Here is a 20,321-nt window from a genome sequence, read left to right on the forward strand (position 1 = left end):
GAATTAACTAAGCTCTATCAAGGGTTGACCACTGGAGACTGAGTCGCCTTCTTTAATCATAATACGCGCTACCGTACCTTCGAAGGCACTGCGTACCTCAGTTTCCATTTTCATGGCTTCCATTATCATTACCACATCGCCATCTTGAATGGCCTCACCTTCACTAACCATCAGTTTAAACACATTTCCTGACAAAGGCGCTTCGATAGTATGGGCACTGTTAGCGTCTGATTCAGGTTGTGCAGGGTTAGCTGCCGGCGACGAGGCAGCGCTTGCTGCCGGTTTTTCATTAATGGTTTCCAGCTCGCCACTAGCTGCTACCTCCACCTGATACACTTTACCGTCAACCCTGACGTCATAGCTGGCAGCGCCGGTTCCCTGCTCTGAAGCGGCTGGTTTAGCAGCAGGCTTTTGGGTTGATGTTGGCTGCTGGGTTTCATCAGCGTTTGAAGGCGCAGGCTCAAAGGCATCAGGATTACCCCGATTTTCTAAAAATTTTAAACCGATTTGCGGAAATAAAGCGTAGGTCAGCACATCATCAATTTTATCGTCTGCCAGTGAAAAAGATTTTGTTTGCGCTAATTCGTTAAGCTCATCTTCCAGCCTGTCGAGCTCAGGTTCAATACGGTCAGCGGGCCGGCAGGTAATAGGTTCTGCGCCATCAAGCACCCGTTGCTGCAAATCTTTATTAACCGGAGCGGCAGTCGCGCCGTATTCGCCTTTTAATACACCCGCAGTTTCTTTGGTAATGCTCTTATAGCGCTCCTGGGTCAGTACATTTAGTACCGACTGCGTACCCACAATTTGTGAGGTAGGCGTCACCAAGGGAATAAAGCCTAAGTCTTCACGAACTTTGGGAATTTCTTTAAGAACCTCGTCAAATTTATCTTCGGCGCCCTGCTCTTTTAGCTGGCTTTCCATATTGGTCAACATTCCACCAGGCACCTGAGCCAATAAAATACGGGCATCAACCCCTTTCAGGCTGCCTTCAAACTGCGCATATTTTTTACGCACATCGCGAAAATACGCGGCAATAGACTCAAGGTGGGGTAACGACAATCCGGTATCACGTTCAGTGCCTTCCACTATAGAAACCATAGTTTCAGTAGCAGTATGTCCGTAGGTCATACTCATTGAAGAGATAGCCGTATCAAGCATATCTATGCCCGCATCCACTGCCTTTTGATAGGTTGCTGTCGATAAACCGGTTGTGGCATGACATTGCATGGCAATAGGCACATCTACCGTCTCTTTTAATCCTTTGATAAGCGCTTCGCACTCATAGGGTTTCAACAAGCCAGCCATGTCTTTGATACAAATTGAGTGAACCCCCATATCTTCGAGCTGACGCGCCATAGTTAACCAGGTATCTAGCGTGTGTACCGGACTTACGGTATACGAGATTGTGCCTTGAGCATGTGCATCGCAGTCAATCGCGGCCGCTATCGCTGTTTTAAGGTTACGAACATCGTTCATAGCGTCAAAGATACGAAAAACATCCACACCATTGCTGCGTGCCCGCTCTACAAACCGTGTTACTACATCATCGGCATAGTGCCGGTAGCCCAGCAAATTTTGACCGCGTAACAGCATTTGCTGTCGGGTCTTTGGCATGGCGGCTTTTAGCTTGCGTATGCGCTCCCACGGATCTTCACCTAAATAGCGAATACAGGAGTCGAAGGTGGCCCCGCCCCAGGACTCTACTGACCAAAAACCCGCATCATCCAGTTCTGTAGCAATAGGTAGCATATCGTCAATACGCATGCGGGTAGCTAATAATGACTGATGGGCATCTCGTAACACCAGCTCTGTTAACGCCAGAGGTTTTGTCATGGGTTCTCCTGATATCACTTGTTTGAACGGCGATGAAGATGAATAGCGGCGCTAATAGCCGCCACTGTGGAAGAATCGGGCATGGTATCTTGTTTCAGTTTGGCCGCAGATCCTGGCTTTATCGCTGCAGCCGCAGGGGCCGGGCCACTAAAGCGCTGGCAAAACTGTTCAATAACTTTAACGCCACCAATAAGTAACGTTAAAAAGGCAAACACAAAGCCCATTCCTACCATCATTAAGCTGGCAGCTTCATAAAGCTGAGCGGTAATTTCACTGTTCATAACACGCCTACTCTCTATTGGATTGCTTTTAGTATCACGATTGCCCGCCAAGTACAAATTCCGATACGTAATATTGAATATATATTCATAAAAAAAGCATTTTATAATGAAATATTAGTTTTTTTCTGTTCTTTAATAATACGTGTATGCACACGCACTTTGCCTCAGATTGGTATATCAACAAAAGATTGCCATAGATTGGTATATCAACAAAAGATTGCCATAGAGGTAACAGATTCGATTCTGCTCCTGGCGGTTCAGGCAATGGCAGAGGGCGGGATCTTATTTCAGAAGAAAGCCGGATAGCAAAGTACATGCTGTAGAAAAAACGATGTGCTCAGTAAAAACGTTGAACCATAATTTCGACCTTTTTAAAGGCAAAAAAAACCCACCATTGAGGTGGGCTTTTATATATGGCGCGTGTGGAAGGATTCGAACCTCCGACCGCCTGGTTCGTAGCCAGGTACTCTATCCAGCTGAGCTACACACGCGCAAAACTTTTGTTGGCTGCCACATCCAACCTTAATAATGGCGGAGAGGGAGGGATTCGAACCCTCGATACCAGTAATAGGTATGGTTCCTTAGCAGGGAACTGGTTTCAGCCACTCACCCACCTCTCCGTGACGTGGGGCTGCATTTTACGGATTCACCTGATGGTGTCAATTCTTTTTTCAAAGAAAAATGCAAACCCGATGATAACCTAAGCCAATACAAATAATCTTCATATTGTATCTTTCATAATAACTTCTATATGAAAGAACACTTACATTATCGGGCAGAACAAAAACTCAAGTCTTTCAAGACTTTCGTTAAAATATGTCTGCTTTGTCAACGCGAAGAATAGTAACAAAGTTCAGCGATAAGAAAAACGATAAGATGAAATTTTTACACTGTTTACTTAAAAAATGAGCGTAATGGTTATTTTTCAAACTAAATAAGGCTCGCGGCTTGGATACCGTTGCTGAATTGCCCCTCTATAACGGAGTCATCCCACTAGACCAGAGCTACCTGATGTCGTTCTGCTACCGCATTTTCAACTGATTTTATGGTGGACATAAAAAAGGCCGGGTATTAAATAACCGGCCTTGTAATACAAAAAAGTCTATTCAGATTATTCTGAGTCTGTAGAGCCAGCCTGACCACCTTTTTCAGCCTGAATCCGCATATAGATTTCTTCTCGGTGTACCGATACTTCTTTAGGTGCATTCACTCCGATACGTACCTGATTGCCTTTAACACCCAGTACGGTCACGGTAACTTCGTCACCTACCATCAATGTTTCGCCCACACGACGAGTCAAAATAAGCATTCGCTTGCTCCTGTTCCTTATTTATGGACACTTCCATTATTTATTGCCCCTATCGGCACGACCCGATAAAGGCAGCAGCGATTCCGTGTTTTTGTGTCACTTGCAAAAACTCGCTGTGTACCCTTCACAAAAGATTATAGCTTATCTGACAGCCAAGCGTTAACAGAGTCTAGAGCAGTACCAAGGTTTTCAGGCTGATCACCGCCCGCCTGAGCCATATCGGGTCTGCCTCCTCCTTTACCGCCCACTTGTTTAGCCAGAAAATTAACCAATTCGCCGGCTTTAACGTTTGCGGTTAGTCCTTTGGTGACGCCGGCTATAAGATTTACCTTATTTTCTCCTGAGACACCTAGTACTACGACACCTTCGCCGATTCGGTTTTTAAGATCGTCAACCATGCCGCGTAATGCTTTCGCTTCCACACCGTCTAGCTTTGAAACCAGCACCTTTACACCGTTAATTTCTACGGCCTGCCCCAGCATATCCGCGCCTTGCTGACTGGCCAGTTTTTGCTTTGCCGCTGCCAATGCTTTTTCTAATTCTTTTTGGTGCGCTTGTATTTGCCCAATTCGATTAGAAATACCCGAAACATCACTTTTCAATAAGCTACCTATTTCAGAAAGCAGCTGCTGCTGTTGTTGTACATACGACACTGCTGCTTCACCGGTAATGGCTTCAAGCCGGCGTACTCCTGAGGCAATACCGCTTTCGCTGACGATTTTGAATAAGCCAATTTCACCCGTTTGCTTTACATGGGTGCCACCGCACAGCTCTATAGAAAACGGGCCCATTTTTACCACTCGTACTTTTTCGTCGTACTTTTCACCGAACAATGCCATAGCACCTGATGCTTTGGCTTCATCCAACTCCATAAGTTCAGTGGTGAGCGTATGATTTGCCCGAATTTCTTCGTTTACACGCTTTTCTATTTGCGTAACCTGATGACCGGTCAGTGCTTCAAAGTGCGAAAAGTCGAAGCGCATACGTTCGGCGTCAACTAATGAGCCTTTTTGAGTAACATGGTCACCCAGTACTTCACGCAACGCCGCGTGCAACAAATGAGTGGCGCTGTGATTTTTCTTTATCGCCGCCCGGTTAGAAGCATCAATGCTGGCTTCAGCTTTATCGCCTTTTGAAACGGGCCCATTGGCTTTACCATAGTGAGCAAACGCATTGCCCATTTTTTTGGTATCAGAAACAACAAATTCACTATCACCAATCTTCAGCACACCTTTGTCGCCAGTTTGACCGCCCGCTTCAGCATAAAAAGGAGTATTGTCTAATAATAATACGCCTTCTTCGCCAGAATTCAGAGAATCAGAAAATTCGTTTTCACGAATTATTTCCAGAATTCTACCTTCACCCTGTTCATCAGTGTACCCGGTAAATTCAGTAACGTGCTCTGTGGTCAGCTGACTGTTGTAGTTTGCACCGAAGTTACTGGCCTGTTGGGCACGCTTACGTTGTTGCTGCATACTGGCTTCAAAGCCTGCCTCATCAATCGTGTAGTCTTGCTCGCGGGCAACATCAGCAGTTAAGTCGGCCGGAAAGCCATAGGTATCATATAATTTAAAAACAATTTCGCCTGGTACTTCGTTACCTTCTAAATCACGAAGTACATCGTTAAGCATAGTCATACCGCGTGCTAATGTTTTGCTAAACTGTTCTTCCTCAACTCTTAGCACTTTTTCAATGACCGGTTTTTGGTCAGCAAGTTCAGGGTAAGCTTCACCCATTTCGCTGGTAAGCGCATCGACAAGCTTGTAGAAAAATATATCTTTGGCGCCCAATTTGTAACCATGACGTACCGCCCGGCGAATGATGCGCCTTAACACGTACCCACGACCTTCATTGCCGGGCATTACGCCGTCACAAATCAAAAAGCTGCACGACCGGATGTGGTCGGCAATTACCCGCAATGATTTGTTGTCTAAATCGGATGCGCCGACTAACTGCGCTGAAGCCTTAATCAAATTTTGAAACAGGTCGATTTCATAGTTGCTATGCACATTTTGTATAATGGCAGAGATACGCTCAAGCCCCATACCGGTATCGATAGAAGGTTTTGGCAATGGCGCCATGGTGCCATCTTCCTGCTTATTGTACTGCATGAAGACCAGATTCCAGATTTCGATAAACCGGTCACCGTCTTCTTCTGCCGTGCCCGGAGGACCACCCCAAATATGGTCGCCGTGGTCATAAAAAATTTCTGAGCAGGGCCCGCACGGGCCGGTATCGCCCATAGACCAGAAATTATCAGACGTGCTGATACGGATGATTTTTTCTTTGGGCACACCAATATGGTTTTCCCAAATATCGAATGCTTCGTCATCATCACTAAAAACGGTTACCAATAACTTTTCTTTCGCCAGCCCCAGTTCCTGAGTCAAAAAGTTCCAGGCAAATTCAATGGCCTGGTGTTTGAAATAATCACCAAAACTAAAGTTGCCCATCATTTCAAAAAAAGTATGGTGGCGTGCGGTATAGCCCACATTCTCTAAGTCGTTATGCTTACCTCCGGCGCGCACACAACGTTGTGATGATGTGGCACGGGTGTAACTACGCTTTTCTGCGCCTAAAAATAGATCTTTAAACTGATTCATGCCGGCATTGGTAAACAACAGCGTTGGATCGTCTGCCGGTACTAACGAACTACTGGCCACGGGCTGATGACCATGACGTTTAAAATAGTCGATAAACTTCTGGCGAATCTGGGCAGTTGATAATGTCATTGAGATCCAAACTTCCTATTTAAAACTGTTGATATACAAAAGTGAGTAGCGCTGCAAACCATATCAGGCAGGCGCTGGGCTAGCATAACAATACCACGGAACACAAGGTTTTGTTAAGCAACTTGCATTGTCGTCAGTCGCCGCTCATGGCGTACTGAATCTGGCTTTGATAAAATCCCCGGTACTGTAGAAACTGCATTTGCTTTTGGCGCTGCTTAAAATCTTCAGGCTCGGCCAAACCGTACTTTTTTTCCCTAACGGCCAGAGCTAGTGCATACCAGTCCGGGTTTACCTCTTCTATTGCCTGTGCCGTCATCGACTCGCTGATATCATGTTGGCTAAGTTCAGCCTTGAGCCGGCGAGGCCCTATTCCACGAGAAACCGATGAACGCACCTTTGCCTCTGCATAGCGCTCATCGCTTTGTAGGTTGGCCTCACAGAATTCACTGATCACCTGTAATGCCGTAGCTTCGTTTACCTCTTTTTGAGCCAGCTTTTTGACAATCTCAGCCACACTGTGCTCTCGTCGTGCCAACATGCGGGTAATCGCGTCGATAATGATTTTTCTATCCGGGTCTGACATGGTACTTTGACTATCACAGGGCAATTTTTTGTTCCCTTTTTCAATAACGGTTAGTTCACACCCTGCGGCGCGTCGTTTCTTTATGGGATATCAAACATCGTTTTTCAATAGTATTTCGCAAATTCAGTCCAGTGATTGGCAGATTTTAGCTCAAAATGCGAACCCCTTTTTGGCCTACGAGTTTTTAAAAGGCCTTGAAGAACATTATTGCGTAGGCCAGGATACGGGCTGGCAGCCCTATTTTGCGGTGATGCATGATGAGGCAACCTTAATAGCGGTAATGCCGGGCTATCTGAAAACCGATAGCCTGGGCGAATACGTGTTTGACCAGGGCTGGGCTCAGGCCTATCAACAACACGGCTTAAACTATTACCCTAAATGGGTAAGCGCTATTCCCTTTACCCCGGTCAGCGGTCAGCGAGTATTGGTGCATCCCGATTATCCGGCTGATACTGTAAGTTCCCAGCTTTACCGTGAGGCAGCAGCCTTGCTGGGCACTCAGGTATCCTCGCTACATATCTTGTTTGCATTTGCTGGTCCCCTCGACGCAAGTCTTTCGTGGCATCCCCGCTATAGCGTGCAGTTTCAGTGGTACAACTATGACTATGCGCAGTTTGACGACTTTCTTCAGGCACTGACCTCACGCAAACGTCGCGCTTTTAAAAAATCCCGGCAACAACTTACCCGCCAGCAGATAACCATTGAACGCAAGGTAGCTGCCACAATTACCGAACAGGATATCGATTTTTTCATTTTGTGCTATCAGCGCACCTATCTTAAACGCAGTGGTCATACCGGCTATTTAAGTGAGCCCTTTTTACGGCATATTTTTGCTGCTATGTCAGACAACGTATTACTTGTTATGGCAAAACAAAACGATGAACGCTGCGCAAGTGCCCTGTTCTTTTATGATAAAACAGGGCTATATGGGCGCTACTGGGGCGCCACTCACGATATAGACGGGTTGCATTTTGAATGTTGCTATTTTCAGGGAATAGAGTTCGCCATTGAACACCAGTTGCCGTTATTTAACCCGGGCACTCAGGGTGAGCATAAAATACTGCGGGGGTTCGAGCCGGTGATTTGTCGCTCGTTTCATTATTTATACGAGCCTGCCTTTCATGATGCCGTAGGTGACTTTGTGCAGCGTGAAGCTGCGGCCATTGAGGGGTATTATCAACAAGCCCGTAACATTTTACCGTTTAACGATGCGTTTACGTCGCGTCTTCTTACAACCACAACAAAAACTGTCATACCCTGACAGTTTCACAATAAAACAGAGAAACGACAATGAAATATAGTGTAATAGCCGCCATGGTGGCAGCCTCTTTGGGACTGACCGGGTGCGGCCAGTCTGAACAAAGTCAGCAACAAACTCAGGTAGAAAAGAAAAACACCGAAACCCAGGGCAAAGCTGAACTAGGTACCTTTGGTGTTGATTTAAGCGCCATGGACAAATCAGTCGACCCGGGTGAAGATTTTTTCCGTTATGCCAGTGGTAATTGGTACGATAACTATGAACTACCTGCCGATAAAACGCGTTTTGGTGCATTTACCGCATTACGCGATCGTAGCCAAGAGCAAGTCAAAACCATTATCGATGACATCATGGCTAAAAAAGATCTGAATGCTGAAGAGCAGATGATCCACGACTACTATACCGCTTATATGGATGTAGAAAGCATCAATCAAAAAGGCATCGAGCCGATTACCGATGTGCTGGATAAAATATCGGCGGCGAAAAACCAGGAAGATTTAACTCGTCTATTTGGTAATGCATGGCTGTATGGCAACTCAACGCCTATCTACGCCGGGCTTTGGTACAATCGGTTGGACCCAAATGAATATCAGGTCTCTGTGGGTGTAGGCGGTTTGGGTCTTCCTGATCGCGATTATTATTTATCAGACCAGCCGCGCTTTAGCGATATCCGCGAAGCATACCTTAAGCATATTGAACAAATGCTAGGCTTTGCTAAAACAGAAAATCCGGCTCAAAAAGCTAAAGCTATTCTGGCTTTAGAAACTAAAATTGCTGAGGCCCAATGGCCGCGCGAAAAACGTCGTGACCGCGAGCTAACCTTAAATCAAATTGAGCGTAGCGAGTTATCTGATACTTACACAGGTTTTGATTGGGATTTGTATTTTGAGCAAACAGGGTTAAAAGCTCCAGAGTTAAACATTACCACGCCTGATCCACTTAAAGATGTCATTAACCTGGTGAACTCTGAAGACTTACAGACCTGGAAAGATTATCTGACGTATCACACTATCTCCAATAACTCTGGCATGTTGGCTCAAGATGTTTTTCAGGCCAATTTTGACTTTTATGGTAAAACCTTAAATGGTCAGCAAGAGCCGCGTCCCCGGTGGAAGCGCGCGTTGTCGCAAATGTCAGGCACTGAGTCGCTAGGCTTTGCCATCGGCAAGACTTACGTTAAAGAATATTTCCCGGAAAGCTCGAAAGAACAAATGAACGATCTGGTTGAAAATTTACGTGCAGCGCTTAAAAAACGCATCGAAAATCTGGACTGGATGGGTGATGAGACTAAAGAAGCGGCCAAAGAAAAACTGGCCGCCTTCAGACCTAAAATTGGTTACCCAGATGAATGGATTGAACTTACAGATGTTGAAATCTCTTCTGAGAGCCTGGTAGATAACGTTCGTAACTTGCGTCAGTTCTTTATGCAAAAAGATGTTAAAAACGAGCTTAAGCCTACCGATCGCGAACGTTGGGGTATGACGCCGCAAACCGTGAATGCGTATTATAATTCTTCGTTTAACGAAATTGTATTTCCAGCCGCAATTTTGCAACCGCCGTTTTTTGACCCTAATGCCGACCCGGCAGTGAACTATGGTGCCATAGGTGCGGTTATTGGACATGAAATGGGCCACGGTTTTGATGATCAGGGTTCCAAATCTGATGCTGACGGTATTCAGCGCAACTGGTGGACCGAAGAAGACTTAAAAGCCTTTACCAACAAGGTTGATCAGCTTGACGACCAATACAGCCAATACGAGCCAATTGAAGGTAATAACGTCAATGGCCGCTTAACGTTAGGTGAAAATATTGGCGATGTCGGTGGTTTGTCTATGGCTTATGAAGCCTATAAGCTGAGTCTTGATGGCGAAGAGGCACCGGTAATCGACGGGTTAACCGGCGACCAGCGTTTCTTTTTGGCCTGGGCACAGGTTTGGCGAGAAAAGCGAACGCAGGAAAGTCTGATGAATCAGTTACGCTCTGATCCACACTCTCCGGCCCGCTATCGTACTTTGGCACCACGTAACCTTGATGCCTGGTACGAAGCCTTTGATGTAAAACCAGGCGATGCTATGTATTTAGCGCCTGAAGACCGGGTAAAAATCTGGTAATAAATTGCGCCGGTACCTATCCCGGCGCGCTTAACAAAAAAAAGCCACTTCAAAATATTGAAGTGGCTTTTTTGTATCTATGGAACGACTGACTAAGCGTCGGCAAGTTTGCCGTCAGCTGAACTTCCATTTTCTTTGTTATCGATAATACGCAAAGCACAGTCTAATGCTTCAAGACGCGTTTTAAACATGCGCACGTTAGCCTGGTGCACATTGATGTTGTCCAACACCCGCTTAACATTCTCGGTAGCACCACTTATTACCAGCTCGCGTCCAGCCGCTGTGGCATCAGAAGTAATGGTTTCAACGGCCATTGCTGCTGAAACATCAACTACTGGTACCCGGCTAAAGTCCAGAATCAAGACCTGTGAACCTGGCTGTACTTTTTCTCGCACATGATGACCCAGGTCTGCTGCGGCGCCGAAACTTAGCGGACCACCAAAGCTAAACAAACTGACTTTACCATTGGCTTTTTCTAGCAATGCGTTTTCTTCCGCATCGGCCAGATACGCTGGAATCTTTTGTACTTCTTCAATTTGCAACTGAGCAACCTGGCGAACATAGGCCAATGCAGCCAGAACTACACCCACGCCTACCGCGGTAATCAAATCAACAAATACCGTCAGACCCAGTACCAGTATCATTAGCGCAAAATCCCAGCGAGGGCCGGTATGAGCACGCTTCAGATAGCCCCAATCAATAATGTCCAGCCCCACTTTCACCAAGATACCAGCTAACACAGCATGAGGTATCTGAGCGGCCAACGGGCTTAAACCTAAAACTATCGCTAACAATACCAACGCATGTGTCATACCTGATATACGGTCTTTACCACCACTGCGAATGTTAACTACCGTACGCATGGTCGCACCCGCACCCGCAATACCGCCGATTAAGCCCGCCACAGTGTTACCAATACCCTGTCCGATCAACTCACGGTTACTGTCATGTCGGGTACGCGTCATATTGTCGGCGACCAGTGAGGTTAACAAACTGTCAATAGCGCCCAGAATCGCCAATATGAATGCGGCTTCGATAACCAGCAATACCTGACCTTGCTCAAATACAGGTAAATGTATGCTAGGTAACCCAGTTGGAATATCGCCTAAAATAGGAACGTTTGTCAGCATCAGGCTAACCAGCGTACCAATTATCAACGCTGCTAAAGCGCCAGGAACGTATTTACCCAACTTTGCAGGCCATTTATAGGCAATAATTAAGGTACCTAAACCAAGAAGTAAAGTAGTGAAGTTCATATCGGCCAGTGCGGTTGGCAAATAGCTTAAAGCGCCAATCGTGCCACCCGGCGGCTCATGCCCCATCAATCGACCAAGTTGCAATATGATGATGATTGCACCAATGCCCGACATAAAGCCCGATATTACCGGATAAGGCACCAGACGGATATATTGTCCGACCCCCAACACCCCAAACACAATCTGAAATACACCTGCCAGTAACACGGCAGTAAAGATAAGTTCTGCATCACCAGACAGACTGGCAAACAAGCCAGCTAAGACCACCACCATAGGGCCAGTGGGCCCAGAAATTTGTGAAGGGGTACCGCCAAACAATGACGCGAAAAAACCTACAGCGATAGCGCCGTACAAGCCGGCCATAGGACCTAAACCTGATGCAACACCAAGTGCTAAAGCTAAAGGTAATGCGACAATACCGGCCGTTAACCCGCCGGTAAGATCGCCTCGAATGTTAGATGTATTTATTTTTATCATTTATAACCCTAAACGTTATTTACGCTAACTGCTGTTCAGCGTTAGCCTGACTCATGCGCTCGAACGTGCCGTTCGCTTCGTCATAACAAAGAACATCGCCTGAACCAATATTATAAACCCATCCATGCAGCTTAACCTGACCGGTCGCCAATTTCGCTGCAACCGCAGGGTGAGTGCGCAGGTGCTGTATCTGTTGTACAACATTTTCCTGAGTGATTTCTTCCAGGTGCTCTGCGTTTGCTTTGCCATGGCGTTCTTTGACTACTTCAGTGGCACTGCGACAATGGCCCAGCCATTCTTTAACGTGCGGCAGGCTATCCAGACCTTCAGGGTTTAACGCCCCTTTCATGGCTCCACAGTCTGTGTGTCCACAAACTACTATGTGAGATACACCCAAAGCGGCAACGGCAAATTCGATTGAAGCTGTCATTCCACCGGTTTCATTTGAGTGGGGAGGAACGATATTGCCCGCATTACGACATATAAAAAGCTCACCCGGCTGGGTTTGCGTTATCAGACTAGGATCGATACGTGAATCTGCACAGGTGATAAACAGAACTTCCGGACTTTGTCCAGTCGCCAGCTTTTCAAACGCGGCTTTCTTCTCCGGAAAAATTTCTTTCTGAAATTTGGCTACGCCCGCGATGATATTATCCATGGTGTTACTCCTGTGAATTTCGATAAGTGTACAATAATCTTAATTTAGTGTTACAGAAGTGTCACTTGATAGCTTTATAGAATAATACGGAAACTCGTGATAGCTAAATACTATCACTATTTATCAGCTCGGTAACTTTGTATTTGTTAAAATGCCTGATTACCAGAATTTTTAAAGATACCAGTGAAATTCTAAGGTAATGATATTTAAATAGTTTTATAAATATCAGGCATAGGTGAAAAACTATTAGTTTCATAATTAAAACCTAATGCATCCCGGCTTTCAATGTCCTATACCCAGCCATGTCATTGCAATTTGCCGGCGGCAAGTTTAGCGGCTACTCAGGGGGGCGTTCTCAAACGCTGAACTGGCTGCAAAACAGTTTCTTTGGGGAACCACTTTACCTTGCGATCCGCTTACCCAGAATACTTTTCGAAGACCACTTAGGTAAGCACAAACGCAGTGCTCATGTCACTCTTTAACATGAAAAAAGCTGGCAAGAGTTTTCAGAAGCAATCGCGCCGTTCATTGCCTCCCAACCGGTGTGGGCTAATCCAACGACCAGTTTAATACCAAGTACTGCCATTGATAATTCGATAGAAGCCTGATTATCATCAGTCTGGATCGACTAGAGCGACCAGGCTGATAGCACAGGCTAATGGACACTCACGTTATTTCATCACCCTGACTAATGGACACTCACATTGACTAATGGACACCCACATTATTTTTATGGATGTCCTATACAATTCTAAGTAGTTAATTTTTATCCGCGATTTAGCTTTAGCAAAAGTAACTTCTATAAGACGGGGCTAGAATGCGCATATCGTGCTCAGCGTGGATACCTTACAGATGGGTGCCTTACATAAAAGAAGTCGCCGTTTGGCACAAACAAACTAATGGACACCCACATTATTTTCATGGATGTCCTATACAATTCTAAGTAGTTAATTTTTATCCGCGCGATTTAGCTTTAGCTTTAGCAAAAGTGACTTCTATAAGACGAAGCTAGAATGCGTATATCGTGCTCAGTGTGGATACCTTACACATGGGTGTCTTACATAAAGGAAGTTGCCATTTGGCACAAACAAACTAATGGACACCCACATTATTTTTATGGATGTCCTATACAATTTTAAGTAGTTAATTTTTATCCGCGCGATTTAGCTTTAGCAAAAGTAACTTCTATATGACGAAGCTAGAATGCGTATATCGTGCTCAGCATGGATACTTTACACATGGGTGTCTTACATGAAGGAAGTTGCCGTTTGATAAAACATTATATCAATCCCTTACCATTACAAATTGCTAGGTGATAAGATTTAACTATCAGTTTGCTGGGCACGTTTGGCCCGTTACTAGTGATCGTTTATTATGTTGTCAGTTGGAAAATCTCCCTCATTAAATCAGCTACGTTATTTTGTGACTGTGGCTAAACAACTGAATTTCAGGCGGGCGGCCCATGATCTTGGTGTCAGCCAACCCACGCTTACGACTCAGATAAATGCGTTGGAAACCCAGCTTGGCTTAACGCTGTTTGAACGTTCGCGCTCGGGTACGCTATTGAGCGCGCATGGGCATGCACTGTTGTACCACGCCGAACAGGTTTTGAAAGCTAACCTGCACTTTCACGAAGTTGCGCGAAATCTTTCCGATGGCGAAAACACGATGTATCGACTGGGTATCCCCCCTACGCTGGGCCCTTACTTGCTACCCCATATTTTGCCCGATATCCATGCGCTAAAACCGGGACTCAAATTTTATGTTCGTGAAGCGGCTCCTGACCAACTTTTTCAGGGGTTACTTACCGGTCAGTACGATTTAATTTTATCGCCGATGTCTAAGTCCAACAGTCAAATCCAGAGTCAGCCTTTGTTTTGTGAGCCACTTAAGTTTGTAATGCCATTTGATCACCCTCAGGCAGGTAAAGCTTATATCCGACCCGAACAAATTCGAAATGAACAGGTACTTGCCCTGGAAAACCGCCACCATTTTCATCATCAGGTTCAAGAACTTTGTCTGCAATTGGGCGCAAACGTTGCCCGAGATTATGAAGGCACCAGTTTGGATACTTTACGTCAGATGGTCGTAATGGGTATGGGCGTGGCGTTTTTGCCTGGTTTATATGTTCACTCTGAACTGCACAAACCCGAAGCACTACACGTTTGTGAATTGGCAGATATGCCCGTAGTCAGACAGCACGTACTGGCGTGGCGCAACACTTCACCAGCACGTGCTTTTTTTCGGGATTTATCGGCGACAATGCGTACTATTATTCGTCAAAGACTGGGTGATGCGGTAACCGTAACCGAGCCTTCAGAATCCTGAATTTGATTATTCACAAGTGCCTGGCGACATGCTTTCGCTGCTTCCACCATGTTGCTTAAAGCGGCTCTGGCCTCGGGCCAGGTTCGTGTTTTTAATCCGCAATCTGGGTTTATCCAAAGCGCTTCTAAGGGTAGCAAATTACTTAGTTTGTGAATTAGGTCACTAATTTGAGCTTTCGAAGGACAGGCGGGTGAATGAATATCGTAAACGCCAGGTCCGATATCATTCGGATAACCGCACGATTTAAACGCTTCAAGTAGCGTAAGATGCGAGCGCGCCGTTTCTATGGTAATAACATCGGCATCCATTTTAATAATCTCATCAATAATATCGCTAAACTCTGAATAACACATGTGGGTGTGAATTTGTGTATCATCTGCCACGCCGGCTGTCGCTAATTTGAAGGCATTAAGCGCCCACGTCATATATTGTGCTTTATCGGCCTCACGTAATGGTAAGCCTTCACGCAGTGCGGCTTCGTCGACCTGAATAATACGAATACCCGCGCGTTCTAAGTCTTGTACCTCTTCTCGTATAGCTAAAGCCAGTTGTTCAGCAACCTCGTTTAAAGCAATATCATTTCGAACAAATGACCAGTTTAAAAGTGTGACCGGGCCGGTCAACATTCCTTTCACAGGTTTGTCTGTCAAAGATTGTGCATAGCGCGCCCAGGCTACCGTCATTGCCTCACGGCGGCGTACCTGATTATAAATAAGGGGCGGCTTAACGCAGCGCGAGCCATAACTTTGTACCCATCCAAACTGAGTTACTGCTACTCCTTCAAGCAGATTTCCGAAGTACTCTACCATGTCGTTACGTTCGGCTTCTCCATGCACTAACACATCAAGTCCCAGTTCTTCCTGAATTTCGATACAATCACGAATTTGGCGTTCAATAAAATCCTGATAGTCTGAAGCACTCAGATTTTCTTGTTTAAAAGCCGCGCGGGCCCGGCGAATCTCGCTCGTCTGTGGGAAAGAGCCAATAGTGGTGGTGGGCAAGACTGGTAATTGCAATTTATGACGTTGCGCTTCTCGCCGGGTAACAAACGTTGAGCGCCGGGCGTACCGCGAATTATCAGAGTCCAGCAACGCCTGATTGTGACCGGTATGGCCGTTTCTGTGAAGCTGCTTTGGGCTTTTTATATTTATTTGCGGATTATTTAGCTCACTGCGTAAAACCACCAGCTCGTCTAATTTTTGAACTGCAAAAGCCAGTTTATGAGTAAGCGTATGTGTCAGGTTCTGTTCTGCCTCAACACTGTAGGGGACATGCAACAAGGAGCAATTAGGCGCCAGCCACAAGCGAGGCCCCAGTTGCTGTGCATAGGGGCTTAACCATTCTACCAATGCTTGAGTCTGAGCACGCCAAACGTTACGACCGTCAATGACACCTAGTGACAAAACTTGGTCTGGCGCCAAGGTCGCCATCAGCTGGTCTGCATCTTCCGGGTTCGCTAAAGCATCGATATGAAGCCCTGCGACGGGTAAACCAGCCACGGTGGTCAGGTTGTCACGTAAATCACCAAAGTAGCTGGTTAGCAAAAGCTTGCAATTGCCTTGTTTAAGCTTTTCGTAGGTGTACTTAAACGCCATCTTCCACTGGCCACATAAATCAGTTGCCAGAATCGGCTCGTCGACCTGGACCCACTCTACGCCATTAGCAGCCAACTGATTGAACAATTTTATATACAGGGGAATAAGAGTATCAAGATGCTGCAACTTATCGGTTTGATCCGTACTTGAAGCCAGATATAAATAACTTAATGGCCCTACCACAACAGGTTTAGGTTCAAACCCTTGCGCTCGAGCCTGTCGAACTTCATCTAATAGTTTTTTTGAATTTAAGGCGAAACTCGTGTTGGTATTTATTTCAGGTACAATATAGTGATAGTTGGTATCAAACCATTTCGTCATTTCTGAGGCTGCAGCGCAACAGTTGCTTTGATCGCTGGCTCCCCGGGCCGCCAAAAAGTATTGATCTAATTCGCTAATCCCCTGTTCGCGGAAACGTAACGGAATATTGCCGAGTAAAAAGCTGGTATCGAGAATATGATCATACAAAGAAAAATCCCCTACCGGCACATAGTCTAAATTTTCCTGTGCCTTTAAGTTGTTCAGCCGTAATGTTTCAGTTTGCTTATCTAGCTCACTCGCATCAATGTCACCGCTCCAATAACTTTCGAGACTTTGTTTTAATTCGCGATTGGGCCCTATGCGGGGAAACCCTAAATTATGTATTTTAGCCATCTATCCGTCCAAATAATGAATGAATCAGAACTGTACGGTAGGTTAGCCATAAAAAATAATGTTATATTTTCATCATCGCATGACAAAAGTTTATATTATGATTGATCGTCAGCACTTACGAATTGTCGCGCATGTATCGCGCCTGGGCAGCTTAACAAAAGCGGCTTCAGCGCTACATTTAACTCAACCTGCTTTAAGCCATGCCGTCAAACGGTTAGAAAGTCAGCTTGGCACCCCTTTATGGCAAAAAGAAGGACGCAAGTTAAGGCTGACTCAGGCCGGTGAAGCTGTACTGATTTTAGCTCAGCGCGTATTGCCATTATTTGAACATGCTGAAGATCAAATTGAACAGATTGCCCAGGGAAAACAGGGCATATTGAGAATTGGTATGGAGTGTCACCCCTGCTATCAATGGCTACTAAAGGTTGTTGAGCCTTTTTTAACTGCATTTCCTGCGGTAGATGTGGATGTCCGGCAAGCCTTCAAGTTCGGTGGGCTACATGCCTTACACAACTTCGAAATAGATTTGTTACTTACTCCCGACCCCTTGATTTTAGATACCGTTACTTATGTCCCGGTTTTTGAATATGAGCAAGTGCTGGTAGTAAGCAGTCAGCATCCTTTGAGTAGCGATACATGGATAGCGCCGCAACAGCTATCAGGTGAGGTATTGATTAGCTATCCTGTAGAGCCCTCCCGACTGGATATTTTTAATCAGTTTCTAACCCCGACGGGAGTGAGTATTAAACGTCATAAAACCATTGAAACTACCGAAATTCTATTACAAATGGTAAACGCTGGCAGAGGCGTAGCTGCCTTACCCGACTGGCTTGTTAAGGAGTATTCAGACACGTTGCCATTGTCTACGGTAAAACTGGGTGAAAAAGGAATACATAAAGCGCTGCATCTGGGTTACCGGCAAAAAGAAACGCCTGATGGCTATTTACAGGCGTTCATTTCATTAGCTCAACAACAAGGGGGAATTGCTTAAATTCTGAATTGATTTACCACCTGCTGCAGTTCTTCAGCTACGCCATTCAGCTTGGTGGCCTGCGCCGCCAATTCAAAGGCGTGTTGATTGGTCCGATCGCTTAAACCGGTAATTTTAACCAGCGAACGATTAATATCTTCCGCAACCACTGTTTGTTGTTCAGTAGCCTGAGCGATATATCCGCTTTGAGACTGTACCGTGCCGATGCTTTGGCTGATGCGCTCCAACGTGGTAACCACCGATGCGGTTTTTTCAACCGTACGCTCAGAACGCACCTGCCCATCCCGCATGGCTTTGTCTGATTGACTGGCCATCATTTGTAACTTTTCAACCATACGCCGGATATCATCGGTTGAATCCTGCGTGCGGCTGGCAAGCGAACGCACCTCATCGGCGACCACTGCAAAGCCCCGCCCCTGATCACCCGCCCGCGCTGCTTCAATCGCCGCATTCAAAGCCAGTAGGTTAGTTTGTTCTGCAATGCTATTGATTACATCAATTACGGCGCCGATGTTATCAGACTCTTCAGCTAACTCGCGTACCACCGACACCGCTTCGTTATTCGCTTTTGCCAAGCTCGCAATCTCCTGCATGGCATCCTGAGCTTGCTGAGTTCCGGTGCGTACCTGTTCGTCAGCACTGGTTGCAGCTGCGCTTGACTGCGCCGCATTTTCTGATATTTCATTTACGGTGACGGCCATTTGCATGACCGCAGATGAGACCGTATCAACTTGGTCACGCTCTTGAGAAATCTCCTGGCTGGTATTTTCAGAAACCTGTTTGAGTTGCTGAGCCGCGGCAGCCACAGCATTAGTATTGGTGGCGGTCTGACTGAGTAAATCACGTAGTTTATCGGTAAAACGGTTGAATTCGCCGGCAAGCTTACCCAGCTCGTCATTCGATTTCACCTCAAGGCGTTGGGTTAAATCGCCATCTCCGCTGGCTATATCGGCCATTGCATTTTTCATTTTCAAAATAGGCGCAACGATAGCACTCCCGGCGAGGTAGGTAATGATCAGTACCAGTAAGATAATACCCAGAGCGGTAAACATCGCCCAGGTAAAAGTTTGTTTCACAGGTTCACTTACCAAAGACTCTGGTACCAGTAACCCCATGGTCCAATCCATTTTCACATTGTCCAGCGTCACATGCTCAAACACACCAATGTAAGCTTCGCCGCGCCATGTCAGACGCTGCATTCCATTAGCCCGGCGCTTTATAATTTTAGCTAGCTCAGCAAACCCTAAGGTGTTATCGAAAGTGCTGTCAAACTTGCTCAGCGGTGTATGCAACGGCAAAAGTTTACCTGTAGATGGAAAGTAAACCAGGTTTTGCGAAGCATCCAGTAAAAAAGCGGTGCCCTGCCCCTGATATTTCACCTGGCTCAATACCTCACCTAAGGTGCTTATCAGAATATCAATGCCCCCCACACCAAGTAGTTTACTATCCTGGTAAATCGGTGCCTGTATCACTGCTGATACGCTGCCATCCTGAGAGTCCACGGCAGGCTTACTGACATAAAGCTCACCGACTTCCACGGCTTGCTTAAACCAGGGTCTTTGGTTAGCAAAATAACCTTTGGCAGGATCGTTTTTCTCCGGGCCCGTGGTTTCGACACCTACCCGGCCCTCTTCGTAAAAATACTCACCTGTAGCGGCAGAACCAAAAAATGCCGACTTAATGTTTTTATCGGCCTGGCTTATATTTTCAAATAATGAATAGAGACGTGTTACATCGTTAAGGTTTGAATCAGAAGCACCACGCTGGGAATGTGTGGTAAAAAAATCCTTAAAAAACGGATTGTTTAAAAATGTCCGGGCAACTTCACTGTAACGGGCAAAAAAGCCCTCTACTTTTTCAGCCTCTAACGCTACCCGACTGGTAAGATCATGCTCAACCGATTGCCTGGCTTGTTCGCCTACATAGTTCACAGTCAGAAAGGCTGTAAACAATAATATAGCGGCTAAACTGCCGCCCATAATTAGCATAAATTTTTGACGAAGAGACAGTGAGCTCATTTGTTTCCTACCTAACTATATCCATAATCTCTATGTCGACTATAACCGCTAATACTTTAGCATGGTAGAAAGTCATAAATTTAATATGCCGATCCAAACGTTTAAAACGGTATACGCCATGCTGTTATAAGCTCCTTCACTTTTTAGGCGCTCACATTTGATAGATCCTAGTAATTGGACACCCACATGTTAGTAATTGGACACCCACATATTGATTGGACACCCATGCTTATTACA

The 20,321-nt window shown here is 45.8% G+C and carries 13 protein-coding genes and 2 tRNA genes; 4 read left to right on the top strand and 11 right to left on the bottom strand.

All coding sequences use genetic code 11. The features are described from left to right. Positions 1-3 precede the first annotated feature (3 nt). From oadA to JK130_RS05350, 7 genes are all read right to left on the bottom strand, one after another. Positions 4-1,833: a sodium-extruding oxaloacetate decarboxylase subunit alpha gene (oadA, locus tag JK130_RS05320; protein WP_218353180.1), complete on the bottom strand. Its 1,830-nt coding sequence runs from the start codon at positions 1,831-1,833 to the stop codon at positions 4-6. Between the two features lie 14 nt (positions 1,834-1,847). Continuing rightward, positions 1,848-2,114, bottom strand: coding sequence for an OadG family protein (locus JK130_RS05325; protein WP_218353181.1), 267 nt, complete (start codon positions 2,112-2,114; stop codon positions 1,848-1,850). 414 nt (positions 2,115-2,528) lie between these two features. Beyond that, a tRNA-Arg gene (locus JK130_RS05330) sits at positions 2,529-2,605 on the bottom strand. A 38-nt stretch (positions 2,606-2,643) separates the two neighbouring features. Continuing rightward, a tRNA-Ser gene (locus JK130_RS05335) sits at positions 2,644-2,734 on the bottom strand. Positions 2,735-3,225: 491 nt separating this feature from the next. Next, complete coding sequence (gene csrA, locus JK130_RS05340) at positions 3,226-3,423, bottom strand: carbon storage regulator CsrA (protein WP_218353183.1); 198 nt, start codon at positions 3,421-3,423, stop codon at positions 3,226-3,228. Positions 3,424-3,557: 134 nt separating this feature from the next. Beyond that, complete coding sequence (gene alaS, locus JK130_RS05345; RefSeq protein ID WP_218353184.1) at positions 3,558-6,155, bottom strand: alanine--tRNA ligase; 2,598 nt, start codon at positions 6,153-6,155, stop codon at positions 3,558-3,560. Between the two features lie 133 nt (positions 6,156-6,288). Continuing rightward, positions 6,289-6,762 (bottom strand): regulatory protein RecX, encoded by a 474-nt coding sequence (locus JK130_RS05350; protein WP_246587700.1) that lies wholly within the window; start codon positions 6,760-6,762, stop codon positions 6,289-6,291. A 58-nt stretch (positions 6,763-6,820) separates the two neighbouring features. On the opposite strand from JK130_RS05350, the gene JK130_RS05355 reads away from it, so the two are divergent. Together JK130_RS05355 and JK130_RS05360 are read left to right on the top strand one after the other, a co-directional pair. Beyond that, positions 6,821-7,999: a GNAT family N-acetyltransferase gene (locus JK130_RS05355; protein WP_218353185.1), complete on the top strand. Its 1,179-nt coding sequence runs from the start codon at positions 6,821-6,823 to the stop codon at positions 7,997-7,999. Positions 8,000-8,028: 29 nt separating this feature from the next. Further along, complete coding sequence (locus JK130_RS05360) at positions 8,029-10,107, top strand: M13 family metallopeptidase (protein ID WP_218353186.1); 2,079 nt, start codon at positions 8,029-8,031, stop codon at positions 10,105-10,107. 92 nt (positions 10,108-10,199) lie between these two features. Here JK130_RS05360 and JK130_RS05365 read toward each other — a convergent pair whose 3' ends face one another. After that, on the bottom strand, positions 10,200-11,840 hold the full coding sequence (locus tag JK130_RS05365; RefSeq protein WP_218353187.1) for a SulP family inorganic anion transporter: 1,641 nt from the start codon (positions 11,838-11,840) through the stop codon (positions 10,200-10,202). A gap of 19 nt (positions 11,841-11,859) precedes the next feature. Then, complete coding sequence (locus tag JK130_RS05370) at positions 11,860-12,498, bottom strand: carbonic anhydrase (protein WP_218353188.1); 639 nt, start codon at positions 12,496-12,498, stop codon at positions 11,860-11,862. A 1,374-nt stretch (positions 12,499-13,872) separates the two neighbouring features. Here JK130_RS05370 and JK130_RS05375 point away from each other — a divergent pair. After that, the gene (locus tag JK130_RS05375; RefSeq protein WP_218353190.1) at positions 13,873-14,826 is read left to right on the top strand and encodes a hydrogen peroxide-inducible genes activator; all 954 of its coding nucleotides are present in this window, start codon (positions 13,873-13,875) and stop codon (positions 14,824-14,826) included. On the opposite strand, the gene metE is transcribed toward JK130_RS05375, so the two are convergent. Further along, positions 14,778-17,075, bottom strand: coding sequence for a 5-methyltetrahydropteroyltriglutamate--homocysteine S-methyltransferase (gene metE, locus JK130_RS05380; protein WP_218353191.1), 2,298 nt, complete (start codon positions 17,073-17,075; stop codon positions 14,778-14,780). The two genes, JK130_RS05375 and metE, sit on opposite strands and share 49 nt — an antisense overlap. 97 nt (positions 17,076-17,172) lie before the next feature. Here metE and JK130_RS05385 point away from each other — a divergent pair, with 97 nt between their 5' ends. Continuing rightward, positions 17,173-18,066 (top strand): LysR family transcriptional regulator, encoded by an 894-nt coding sequence (locus JK130_RS05385; protein ID WP_218353192.1) that lies wholly within the window; start codon positions 17,173-17,175, stop codon positions 18,064-18,066. Here JK130_RS05385 and JK130_RS05390 read toward each other — a convergent pair. Beyond that, positions 18,063-20,084, bottom strand: a complete 2,022-nt coding sequence (locus tag JK130_RS05390) for a methyl-accepting chemotaxis protein (protein WP_218353193.1) — start codon at positions 20,082-20,084, stop codon at positions 18,063-18,065. The genes JK130_RS05385 and JK130_RS05390 overlap by 4 nt on opposite strands. Between the last annotated feature and the right edge of the window lie 237 nt (positions 20,085-20,321).

The sequence above is a fragment of the Alteromonas lipotrueiana genome, from assembly GCF_019249245.1.
Lineage (GTDB): Bacteria > Pseudomonadota > Gammaproteobacteria > Enterobacterales > Alteromonadaceae > Alteromonas > Alteromonas lipotrueiana.

Excerpts from the sequence above, each read along its gene's own strand:
- oadA (WP_218353180.1), bottom strand. The coding sequence starts at position 1,833 with ATGACAAAACCTCTGGCGTTAACAGAGCTGGTGTTACGAGATGCCCAT.
- JK130_RS05325 (WP_218353181.1), bottom strand. The coding sequence starts at position 2,114 with ATGAACAGTGAAATTACCGCTCAGCTTTATGAAGCTGCCAGCTTAATG.
- csrA (WP_218353183.1), bottom strand. The coding sequence starts at position 3,423 with ATGCTTATTTTGACTCGTCGTGTGGGCGAAACATTGATGGTAGGTGAC.
- alaS (WP_218353184.1), bottom strand. The coding sequence starts at position 6,155 with ATGACATTATCAACTGCCCAGATTCGCCAGAAGTTTATCGACTATTTT.
- JK130_RS05355 (WP_218353185.1), top strand. The coding sequence starts at position 6,821 with ATGGGATATCAAACATCGTTTTTCAATAGTATTTCGCAAATTCAGTCC.
- JK130_RS05360 (WP_218353186.1), top strand. The coding sequence starts at position 8,029 with ATGAAATATAGTGTAATAGCCGCCATGGTGGCAGCCTCTTTGGGACTG.
- JK130_RS05365 (WP_218353187.1), bottom strand. The coding sequence starts at position 11,840 with ATGATAAAAATAAATACATCTAACATTCGAGGCGATCTTACCGGCGGG.
- JK130_RS05370 (WP_218353188.1), bottom strand. The coding sequence starts at position 12,498 with ATGGATAATATCATCGCGGGCGTAGCCAAATTTCAGAAAGAAATTTTT.
- JK130_RS05375 (WP_218353190.1), top strand. The coding sequence starts at position 13,873 with ATGTTGTCAGTTGGAAAATCTCCCTCATTAAATCAGCTACGTTATTTT.
- metE (WP_218353191.1), bottom strand. The coding sequence starts at position 17,075 with ATGGCTAAAATACATAATTTAGGGTTTCCCCGCATAGGGCCCAATCGC.
- JK130_RS05385 (WP_218353192.1), top strand. The coding sequence starts at position 17,173 with ATGATTGATCGTCAGCACTTACGAATTGTCGCGCATGTATCGCGCCTG.
- JK130_RS05390 (WP_218353193.1), bottom strand. The coding sequence starts at position 20,084 with ATGAGCTCACTGTCTCTTCGTCAAAAATTTATGCTAATTATGGGCGGC.